Genomic DNA, 10,044 nt, shown 5'->3' on the forward strand with positions numbered 1-10,044 from the left:
GCGGCTAGGGCTCCTCGCCGCACAGGCGCCGGAAGCGGCTCTGCGCGAAGACGAGCGGCTCGCCGCCGAAGGCGTGGTGGCGGACGACCTCGCCGAACACGACGACGTGGTCACCCGCCGGGATCGGCGGCGACGTCCGGCGGCACACCAGCCACGCGGTCACGCCCGACAGAACCGGCGCGCCCTCGTGCCCGGGCGTCCACGACACCGTGCCGAAACGGTCGGGATGGTCGCGGGTGGCGAAGGTGCGCGCCACCTCCGACTGACCGGCGGCCAGGACGTTCACCGCGAAGGCCCGGCAGGTGGAGAACACCTCCAGCGAGGCCGACTCCTGGCGCAGGCACCACAGCATCAGCGGCGGATTCAGCGAGACCGAGGCCACGGAGTTGACCGTGAGCCCCGCCGGGCCGTCGGGCCCGGCGGTGGTGACCACGGCGACGCCGGTGGCGAACTGGCCGAAGGTGCGGCGAAGGAGCGTGTCGGCGGCCGGACGGGCGTCGGTGACGGTCATCGCGAGCCTCCCGCCACAGGAATCCTCAGGCCGCCGGAGACACCGGCCACCCGGCTCACCGCCGGGCCGTTCCGCTCTTCCCTCATGCCGCTCCATCTCATTGCGGCATTCGGTCGCCCGGAAACACCCGGCACCCGGCCTACCGCCGGGCCGTTCCGCTCTTCCCTCATGCCGCCTCCCGCAGCTCGGCCAGCTTCCCGGCGACGTCCTCGTCGTCGGGGGCGGCCTCGGCGGCCTTCTCCAGATCGGCGCGGGCGTCGCCGGGGCGGCCGAGGTCGATGAGGACCACCGCGCGGTTGAACAGGACCGCCGGGTCATCCGGGTGCGCGGCGGCGGCGGTGTCCAGGTCGGACAGCGCGGCGGGCAGGTCACCGGCGGCGTAGCGCAGCTCCGCGCGGGCGGTGAGCGCGCCCAGCAGGTCGGCGTTGATCTCCAGGGCCCGGTCGTAGGCGGCCAGCGCGGCCCCGGCGTCGGTCTCGGCGGCGAGGTGCCCGCGCAGGACGTGCAGCTCGGCGCGCTCGGCGTCCAGCGCGAGCCCGGCGGCGACATCGCCGCCCGCCTCGTCCACGCGGCCGGACTCCAGGAGCAGCTCGGCGCGGTTGACGCGCGCGTCGACGTTCTCCGGCTCCAGCGCGATGGTCTCGCCGAGGTCGCGCAGGGCGCCGTCGACGTCGCCGAGGGCGGCGCGGACCACCGCGCGGTTGAAGTAGGCCTCCGGGAAGGGCGGGCTGAGGCGGATCGCCTCGTCGTAGTCGTGCAGGGCCTCTTCCTCACGGCCGAGGCGGCGCAGGAGAGCGGCACGGTCGAAGTGGTACTCGGGGTAGTTCGGGTCGACCTCGATGACCTCGGAGTAGTCCTGGAGGGCCTCCTCGACGCGGCCGAGACCGGCCAGGACCTGCGCGCGGTTGTAGCGCAGGACCGAGCGGTGCAGCTTGTGCTCGTCCTGGGAGAGCGTGCCGTCCAGGATGCGCAGACCCTCGTCCACCAGGTCCAGGGCCTTCTGCGGCTCGCCCAGGTGCAGCTCGATGAGGGCGAGGCCGTTGCGGTAGAAGGCCGAGCCGAAGGCCCGCTCGGCGGGATCGGGCAGCTGCGAGGCGAAGGCGATGGCCTGGTTGATCCACGCCTTGGCCTTGCGGTGGTCGCGGTCCTCGGGCTCGTGGTGGCGCGTGTAGAGCATCGCGGTGGCGTAGGCGGCCTGCTGGTGGATGGCGACCGAGATGGTGGTGGCGCGGGCGTCGTCGTAGAGGGCCTCGGCCTCCTCGGGACGGGCGAGCGCGGCCAGCGACGTGGTCATCTTGGTGGTGAAGGCCCACCAGTTCTCCATGTCGTTGTCGGCGTTGACGAAGACGCGGCCGCGGCGGCCGAAGTCGACGGTGGCGTCGTAATAGCCCATGTCGATGCAGTAGTCGAGGGCGTGGCGGAGGGCGGCGACGGCCTCGTCGTGGCCGGTGTGCTCGGCGTGCCAGGGGACGGCGCCCAGGCGCAGGCTCTGCTCGTCGGCGGCGGTGAGCTCGGCCAGGCGGGCGGCGTGCAGGGCGGCGCGGGCGTCGTCGTCGAGGGCGGCGTAGGCGGCGTGGAGGCGGTCGTCGCCGGTGAGGCCCTCGGCGGCGACGTAAGCGGCGGCCGGGTCGGCGGGGAGGGGACCGGGCTCGCCCGCGGGGACGTCCTCGGCGGTGGCGTGGGCGGCGAGGGCCTCGGCCAGCACGTCCGGGAGGTCCGCGCCGGCGGCGGTGCACACGCCGATGGTGAGCAGTTCGGGGTCGACGCGGCGCAGGAGGACGGCGATGAGCTCGGCGTCGGTGGGGTCGGCGGCCTCGGCGTCGCGGATGATGAGGGTGCGGCTCTCGCCGCCAGCCTTGACGGAGTCGCGGACCAGTTCGGTGAGGGCGTGGGCCAGGCGCAGGGTCCGCAGCCGCGAGTAGAAGCGGGTGCGTTCGGCGGGGACGGCCAGGGACGTCAGGGTGTCCTTGGTCGCGCCGACGGTCTCGCGCAGCTCGGGGGCCATCGACAGCACGGCGGTCTCGTGCAGCCGCACCAGGTCGGGGACGATCCGCAGCGCGTCCGGCACGAAGGCGCGGGCGAGGCTCCCGCCGAAGGTGTAGGGGCCGCGCAGGCGGCTGTGGGCGCTCAGGGGCGCCGTCAGCGGGGCGGCGGCGCCGAGGTCGGGGACGGTGTCCCGCCCGTCGAGGCGGAACCAGCGATGTCCGGCCGGGGTCTGCCCAAGCGAGGCCTGCCCACTCAAGGTCTGTCCACTCATGACGGGTTCTCCAATGTGGTGGTGTTGCGAAGCCGTTCCCGCAGGGCGAGCGCGCCCGCGATGACGAACTGGGACAGGATCAGGACGGCCACCACGATGCTGTCGGCGATCATCCCGGCCGAGGCGCCGGCGTCGATCCGGTCGAAGACCTCCACGACGACGTAGACGGTGGAGGGGATGACCACCGTGATGACGCTGACCAGCATCGCGGCGTAGCCGACGACGAGGAGCCAGGAGTACCAGCGGGCGGCCTTGTAGTCGGCTTCGGCGCCGGGGGTGGTCGGCGGGGTCTTCAGGCGGAGCAGCTTCGCCAGGCGGCGGTGCAGGAGGTTGCGGGAGACCGCGTGCAGGTTGGTGCAGCCCAGGACCGTGACGACCAGGTAGTAGAGGTCGGTGCGGAGGAAGAAGTAGCACTGCCACAGCAGGCGCATCAGGGTGGTGAGCGCGAAGGCGAGGCAGATGCCGCGCACGATGCCGGTGGTCGCGGCCGCGGTCAGGGTGAGGACGGCGGTGACGACGAGGTCGGTGATCGCCCCGGCGAGGATCGGCAGGAAGCGTTTGGCGCGGGGCACCGAGACCAGGCCGTCCATGGCGGTCTCCAGGACGATGAAGTACAGCCGGCGGCTGAAGCGCAGGCTGGAGTTGAGCCCGAGGCGGCGGCCGGAGAGGGCGTGGGCGCCCTCGTGCAGGATCAGGAACGGGAACTGGCCGATGAACAGCGTCAGCGAGACCACCAGCAGCGAGGGGTGGAAGAAGCTGTTGCGGTAGCTGGGCGCCAGGGTGGGGTCCATGACCGTGGCGGCGACGGCTCCGGCGATGAGGAGCCCGTAAACGGCGAACGCGGGCTTGGAGAACAGGACCCTGGCCAGGCCCTGCCATTTCACGCGGGGCGCGGCGGCGACCTCTTCGCCCTCGGCGGCCACGAAGCCGAGGTCGGTGATGGCCTCCAGGAAGTCGGCCATGTCCACCGTCTCGCCGTACTCGGCGTGGTACCACTCGGCGACCTCGGCGGGGGTGCTCCCCTGCGACAGCCGCCTCAGGAGGGCCGCGCCGTCGGGCGGGAGGTGGATGTAGGAGTCGATGTCGGGGCGCCCCACGGTCACCTCTTCGCCCTCGTCGAGGAACGTGAGGTGGTGCATCCGGAGTGGACGGTGGAGGGTGTCGGCGGCGGCCATGGCGGCTCCCGGGGGTCGGGTGGCGCGGGCGGGTGGGCCGCCCGCGCCGAATCGGGCGGGTCCGTCCCGGCGACCGGTGGTCCGCGGGGTGTGCCGACGCGGACGGGCGGGCCGGGAGAGTGGCGCCGCGGCCCCCTGGGGGGCCGGGCCGCGGCGCCACCGGTGTTGCGATCGCGGAGCCGACGACCCGGCCCCGGGGGTACCGGGGCCGGGTTTCGCCGCGCGGGTCCGTCCGCCGTCAGTGGGGGACGGCGGATTCGGGTGGACCTAGGCGGCGACCTCGCAGCCGGTGCCCATGTAGAGCGGCGTGGCGGCGGAGGTGAGACGCACGGTCTCGACCTTGCGAACGGCGATCTTCTTCATGCGGTCCTCCGGGTGGATTAGGCCTGGCGAACCGGGATGGAGGGGCCACCACCGCAGCCGCCGCTGTACAGCGGCTGGGCGGCGGAGGTCAGGCGCACCGTCTCGGTCTTGCGGATCGAGATCTTCTTCACGGCCGGTCCCCTTAAGCGAGCTGGTCGACGACGGGCACCGAGGGGCCGCCACCGCAGCCGCCGCTGTACAGCGGCTGGGCGGCGGAGGTCAGGCGAACGGTCTCGGTCTTACGGATCGAGATCTTCTTCACGTCTGCTCCTTAGGCCAGGACGGGCTGGTTCGGCTGCAGCGGGCCGCCGCAGCCGCCGCTGTAGAGGGGCTGAGCGGCGCTGGTGAGGCGCACGGTCTCGGTCCGGCGGATCGTGATCTTCTTCATGGTCGAACCCCTTCCGGTTCTCATGGGCGCTTACGCCTGGTCGAAACCGCCACAGCTCGGCGTCGGGCCGTAGAGCGGGGCGGCGGCGCTGGTGAGGCGCACCGACTCGGTCTTGCGCACGGTGATCTTCTTCACGGTCACTCCACAGTGGAACGACGGCCCGGTTACTGCTGGACGACGACAACGCAACCGTTCGAGTAGAGCGGCTGCGCGGCGCTGGTCAGGCGCACGACCTCGGTCCGGCGGATCGTGATCTTCTTCAATGTGGTCACCTCCGTCTCGGGCCGGGGCACCCCGCACGCCCGGCTACTGCGCCGGCGGCTCGTGGAAGACCGGGTCACAACCCGGCCAGCCGAACGAATCGCCGTCATAGATCGCCTTGGCCGTTGCAGGGAGCCGCACCGGAACCAATCGGCGGACAGTGATCCTCTTCATGTCACCCTCCTCAGTGGTCACGGCGTCACCGGCCACGATCACTGTCGGCGACGCCGTGCTCCATTCATCACCGCCGCGTCCTCCCCCCGTCCTCCCCCGGTCCTCGCCGTCCTCGAAACGGTGAACGCGAAGTGCGGTTCGGATGGAAAGGAACCGAAGACCCGAAGCGAGCGCGGTACCGGTCCGCGTACACAGGAGGAAACACCCGGTGGGACTCGTTGACGGGACCGAGCACCACGGGAGACCGCGCTGCACCTGGGGAGACAATGGAGTTTCGGATACTCGGATCCGTCGAAGCGGTGGAAGACGACCGGATCGAGTTGCGTGGCAGAAGAACCCGTACCGCGCTCGCCGCGTTCCTGCTGGACGCCGAGCGGGTGGTCCCGATCAGCCAGCTGGTGGACGCGTTGTGGGACGAGAGCCCACCACCGACGAGCACGCGTCAGGTCCAGCACTGCATCTCGGTCCTGCGGCAGGCCTTCAAGGGCCGCCGGGGCCAGCCCCGCATCCTCACGGAGGGCACCGGATACCGGCTCAGCCTCGACGGGGCCACGCTCGACTCGCGCGAGTTCCTCGCGCTGGCCGGGCAGGCCCGTTCCGTCGCCGAGGCCGAACCCGCCCGGGCCGTGGAACTGATGCGCCGGGCACTCGAACTGTGGCGGGGCCGGGCCCTCGCCGACGTCAGCAGCCCCAGCCTCGCCCACCGGGCCACCTACCTCGACGAGCAGCGGCTCGTCGTGTGGGAGGAGTGCCTGGAGCTGGAGCTGCAACTGGGCCGGCACGAGTCGGTGGTCAGCGAGCTGATCGCCCTCTCGGCGGCGCATCCCCTGCGGGAGCGCCCGGCGGAGCTGGCGATGACCGCGCTGGGCCGCTGCGGGCGCCGCGCCGAGGCCCTGTCCTTCTATCAGGGGTTCCGCGCCCACCTCGTCGACGAGATGGGCATCGACCCGGGCTCGCGCATGCAGGCCCTGCACCAGTCGCTGCTGCGCGGCGACGACCCGTCCTCGGCGCGCCCGGCCGCGGCTCCCGTGCGGCAGACTCCCGCCTCGTCCCGCCTCACCCCTCCCCCGGCGGAGCTGCCGGCCGACATCTCCACCTTCACCGGCCGCGCCGCCGAGCTCGCCACCCTCGACCGGCTCCTGGTGGGGCCGCACGCGCCGGTGGTCAACATCAACGGCATCGCCGGGAGCGGCAAGACGACGCTGGCGGTGCACTGGGCGCACGGCATAGCGTCCCGCTTCCCCGACGGGCTCCTGCACGTCAACCTGCGCGGCCACGACCCCGGCCCGGCGCTGGACGCCACCGCCGCGCTCTCCCAGCTCCTGCGCAGCCTCGGTGTCCCACCGGCGGTGCTGCCCACCCATCCCGACGAACTGGCCGGGCGGTTCCGGACGGTCACCGCCTCCCGGCGGCTGCTGATCCTGCTGGACGACGCCTCCGACGACGCCCAGATCCTGCCGCTGCTGCCCGGCTCCCCGGGTTGCGCGGTCATCATCACCAGCCGCGGCGACCTGCCCGCCCTGTCGGCGCGCACCGACGGCACGCAGGTCACCCTCGGGCCCTTCGACTCCACCGAGTCGGTGAACCTGCTGCGGCTGCTGCTGCCCGACGAGCGCGGCCGCGACGAGGACCGGCTGCGGCGGCTGTCGGAGCTGTGCGGCGGGCTGCCGGTGGCGCTGCGGCTCACCGGGGAACGGCTGCGCCGCCGCTCGAAGGTCTCGCTGGAGACGGCGATCCAGGAGCTGACCGGGCCCGACCGGCTCGACCACATGCGGCTGCCGGGCGACCCGGGCGTCCGGGCCACCTTCGACGCCTCCTACCGGGCGCAGCCGATGTGGCTGCGGGGGCTGTGGCGCAGCCTGGCCATCGCGCCGCTGGACACCTTCACGGTGGAGGCGGCGGCGGCGCTGGCCGACCTGGACGAGCCCGACGCCCGCTCGGGGCTGGAGCAGCTGGCCGCCACGCACCTGCTGGAGGCGCTGGAGAACGGCCGCTACGGCTTCCACGAGCTGCTGCGGATCTACGCGGCCGAGCGGCACGAGGAGGAGGACGGCCCGGCGATGGCGCAGCTGACCATCGACCGGCTCCTGGACTGGATGGCCGTCGGCGTCGACGCCGCCCACCGGCGGCTGCGGCCCGAGCATCCCGTCATCGATCCCGAGCGGACCCCCGCCGGGAGCTTCGAGCACGCCAAGCAGGCCCTGGAGTGGCTGGACGCCGAGGCGGTCAACATCGCCCGCTGCGCCCGGCAGGCCGCCGAGCACCGCCCGCGCCGCTGCTGGCAGCTCGCGGCGGGCATGCACGGCTGGCTGGCGGTCCGCGGCAACCGCCGCGAGTGGATCGCGCTGTACCGCGTCGCCCTGGACGCCGCCCGGCGCAGCGGGGACCTGCGCGGGCAGCGGCTCATCCACCACGGCCTGGCCGTGGCGCACTCCTCGCTGGACCAGTACGCCAAGGCGCGCACCAGTTTCCGGGTGGCGATCTCGCTGGCCACCGCCACCGGGCAGTCCCACGACGCCCTGTGGACCTACGCCATCCTCACCGGCCTGGAGCTGGAGCACGAGCGCTACGACGACGCCGCGCAGACCGTCGCCGAGGCCCTCCGCATCCTGCCCACCGGACCCCGCAGGCCGCAGCTGGAGGCGACGCTGCTGCGGCACCAGGGGGAACTGCACCTGCGGGCCGGGCGTTTCGAGGCGGCCCTGGCGCCCCTGCATCAGGCGCGGACGCTGCTGACGGGAATCGGCGCGGACCTGTGCCGGTCCTATGTGGAGATCGCGCTCGGGCAGCTGCACGAGGCGCGCGAGGAGCCGCACCTGGCGCGGCGGCACTACCTCCAGGCGCTGCGGCTGGTCCACACCCGCAACGACAACCGGCTGATCGCCTCGGCGAGGCTGCGGATGGGGGCGTTCCTGGCCAAGCACGGCCCGGCCGAGGAGGCCCGGGAGCACCTGATGATCGCCGCGGAGAAGTCGCGGCTGCTCGACGACACCCAGACCGCCGAGGCGCAGCGGCTCCTGGCGTCCCTGGGCCGCCCCTGAGAGCCACCCGGCCCGGCTCGGCTCGGTCGAGCCGGGCCGGGCCGGGTGCCGGGGTTCAGCGGTACCAGACGTCGAAGGGGTGGCGGCCGGGCCGGTACCCGAAGCCCTCGGCCATCACGGCGGCCTCGCGCAGGCCGCGCGCCAGGCGCTCCGGCTCGTGGGCGTCGCTGCCGAAGGTGACCGCGCGCCCGCCGGCATCGCCCCACCGGTCCAGGATCAGCGGCGACCGCGCGCAGGGCGTGCCGGAACTCCTCCTCGGAGTCGCGCGGCCGGTACCGCGCCGGGTGGTCGATGTGCGCCAGGACCCGAAGGCCGCGCCCCGGCGATCACGCGCGGGATCTCGGCGAGGTGGGCGCGCACGACCTCGGCGGGCTCGCGCTCGGTGAACGACTGGGGCGGCTCGGCGTACCCGCCGTCCACGGGCAGGCGGTGCAGGGACCCGAGGGCGCCCTCGAAGGAGCCGGTGGCCGGCGGCCGCCCGGCGGCGGCCCGGTGCAGGTGCGGCTCGCCGAGCTCGACGCCGCTGATGATCCGCAGGTTCGGGTACTTCCGGCGGCATCGCGCCAGGTGCTCCAGATGGCCGTCGGCGTCGAAGACCGGCGGCGTGGCCAGGCGGTGTGGTCCACGTGCTCGGTGAAGGCCACCGCGGGCATGCCCGGCTCGGCCACGCGGGCGCAGGCGCGGTCCATCGAGCCGTTGGCGGCGTCCCCGGACCACTCGCCGTCCACGTGTCCGCCGGCGGGCGGCATGGTCACGGACTGCCGCATCCGGAGCCCGGCGTCCAGATCGGCCACACGGCGGCCCGGTGGCGTTTAGCCTGATGGGGACGCGAGGAGGGCCATGAGATTCGCCGATCTGACCGGTGCGGACCCGCTCTGGGACGACGTCCACCGCGAGGTCCTCACGCCGAGCTTCCCGCCCGCCGAACTGGCCTCCCCGGCGGATCTGCGCGCCGAGGTCGCCGACGGCCGCACCACCGGCACGGCCGTCCTGGACGCCCGCAAGCGCCCGGTGGCCGCCGCGATCGGCCGGTGGTATCCGGCGGCGCGCGTGCAGCTGCTGACCTACCTGGCGGTGCTGGACTCGCAGCGCGGGACCGGCGTGGGCGGGCAGCTGCTGGCGCACGTCGTCCACGACTGGATCGTGCGGTACCGGCCGTGCGCGATCCTGGCCGAGGTGGAGCACCCGAAGGCGCACGCGGGCAGCGCCGCCCACGGCGACCCGACCGCGCGGCTGCGGTTCTACGCCCGCCACGGCGGTGCCGCGCTCGACCTGCCGTACTTCCAGCCCGCGCTGTCGGCGGAGACCGGGCGGCTCTACGGGCTCGTCCTGCTGAGCCTGCACGTGGACCCGGAGCTGACCGGCCTCGACGGCGCGGGCACCGTCTCGGGGGCCGCGCTGCGGGAGTTCCTGCGGTCCTATCTGGACGAGACCGAGGGCCGCAAGTGCCCGCCGGACGAGGACACCGCCGCGCTGCTCGCGGCCACCGACCGGCCGGGCGGCGTCCCGACCTTCGCGCTGGACGACCCGGCGCGGCTGCCGCTGACCACCCCGCCGGGCTGAGAGGGCCACCAGGGCGGCCCTCCCGTCCGGTGGCTAGCCCCCGAACCGCGCCCGGGAGCGCTCGCGCGCCTTCTCGGCCGCCTCCTCCCGGTTCTGCGGCGGCGCGCTGGTGACCAGGGCCGCCAGCAGCCCGGCGGTCGCCTCGGCCACCGCGTCCACGGCGCGCTCGAAGGCCTCGGCGTTGGCCGCCGAGGGCTTCGCCGCGCCGCTCACCTTGCGCACGTACTGCAGGGCGGCGTCGCGGATCTCGTCCTCGGTGACCGGCGGGTCGATGTTGTACAGGCGATGGATGTTGCGGCACATGCCGCGAG

The 10,044-nt window shown here is 73.8% G+C and carries 8 protein-coding genes; 3 read left to right on the forward strand and 5 right to left on the reverse strand.

The window, feature by feature from the left end; all coding sequences use genetic code 11:
* Window positions 1-4: 4 nt before the first annotated feature.
* The 4 genes from QSK10_RS19450 to QSK10_RS19465 form a co-directional block, all read right to left on the reverse strand.
* On the reverse strand, window positions 5-511 hold the full coding sequence (locus tag QSK10_RS19450; RefSeq protein WP_285664277.1) for a flavin reductase family protein: 507 nt from the start codon (window positions 509-511) through the stop codon (window positions 5-7).
* 166 nt (window positions 512-677) lie between these two features.
* Window positions 678-2,768: a tetratricopeptide repeat protein gene (locus QSK10_RS19455; protein ID WP_285664278.1), complete on the reverse strand. Its 2,091-nt coding sequence runs from the start codon at window positions 2,766-2,768 to the stop codon at window positions 678-680.
* Complete coding sequence (locus QSK10_RS19460) at window positions 2,765-3,943, reverse strand: hypothetical protein (RefSeq protein ID WP_285664279.1); 1,179 nt, start codon at window positions 3,941-3,943, stop codon at window positions 2,765-2,767. Before QSK10_RS19460 ends, QSK10_RS19455 begins: the two co-directional genes overlap by 4 nt.
* 1,057 nt (window positions 3,944-5,000) lie before the next feature.
* On the reverse strand, window positions 5,001-5,129 hold the full coding sequence (locus QSK10_RS19465; RefSeq protein WP_285664280.1) for a hypothetical protein: 129 nt from the start codon (window positions 5,127-5,129) through the stop codon (window positions 5,001-5,003).
* 299 nt (window positions 5,130-5,428) lie between these two features.
* On the opposite strand from QSK10_RS19465, the gene QSK10_RS19470 reads away from it, so the two are divergent.
* The 3 genes from QSK10_RS19470 to QSK10_RS19480 all read left to right on the forward strand — a co-directional run bounded on the left by QSK10_RS19470 (window position 5,429) and on the right by QSK10_RS19480 (window position 9,733).
* Window positions 5,429-8,170, forward strand: a complete 2,742-nt coding sequence (locus QSK10_RS19470) for an AfsR/SARP family transcriptional regulator (protein WP_285664281.1) — start codon at window positions 5,429-5,431, stop codon at window positions 8,168-8,170.
* Window positions 8,171-8,518: 348 nt separating this feature from the next.
* The gene (locus QSK10_RS19475; protein WP_285664282.1) at window positions 8,519-8,986 is read left to right on the forward strand and encodes a hypothetical protein; all 468 of its coding nucleotides are present in this window, start codon (window positions 8,519-8,521) and stop codon (window positions 8,984-8,986) included.
* 24 nt (window positions 8,987-9,010) lie between these two features.
* Window positions 9,011-9,733 (forward strand): GNAT family N-acetyltransferase, encoded by a 723-nt coding sequence (locus tag QSK10_RS19480; RefSeq protein ID WP_285664283.1) that lies wholly within the window; start codon window positions 9,011-9,013, stop codon window positions 9,731-9,733.
* A gap of 33 nt (window positions 9,734-9,766) precedes the next feature.
* Here QSK10_RS19480 and QSK10_RS19485 read toward each other — a convergent pair whose 3' ends face one another.
* Window positions 9,767-10,036 (reverse strand): DUF2277 domain-containing protein, encoded by a 270-nt coding sequence (locus QSK10_RS19485; RefSeq protein ID WP_285664284.1) that lies wholly within the window; start codon window positions 10,034-10,036, stop codon window positions 9,767-9,769.
* Between the last annotated feature and the right edge of the window lie 8 nt (window positions 10,037-10,044).

Origin of the sequence: Actinorhabdospora filicis (assembly GCF_030269765.1) — a bacterium.
GTDB lineage: Bacteria > Actinomycetota > Actinomycetes > Mycobacteriales > Micromonosporaceae > Actinorhabdospora > Actinorhabdospora filicis.

Coding starts and splice junctions, on each gene's coding strand:
- QSK10_RS19480 (WP_285664283.1), top strand. CDS start 9,011: ATGAGATTCGCCGATCTGACCGGTGCGGACCCGCTCTGGGACGACGTC.
- QSK10_RS19465 (WP_285664280.1), bottom strand. CDS start 5,129: ATGAAGAGGATCACTGTCCGCCGATTGGTTCCGGTGCGGCTCCCTGCA.
- QSK10_RS19485 (WP_285664284.1), bottom strand. CDS start 10,036: ATGTGCCGCAACATCCATCGCCTGTACAACATCGACCCGCCGGTCACC.
- QSK10_RS19450 (WP_285664277.1), bottom strand. CDS start 511: ATGACCGTCACCGACGCCCGTCCGGCCGCCGACACGCTCCTTCGCCGC.
- QSK10_RS19460 (WP_285664279.1), bottom strand. CDS start 3,943: ATGGCCGCCGCCGACACCCTCCACCGTCCACTCCGGATGCACCACCTC.
- QSK10_RS19455 (WP_285664278.1), bottom strand. CDS start 2,768: ATGAGTGGACAGACCTTGAGTGGGCAGGCCTCGCTTGGGCAGACCCCG.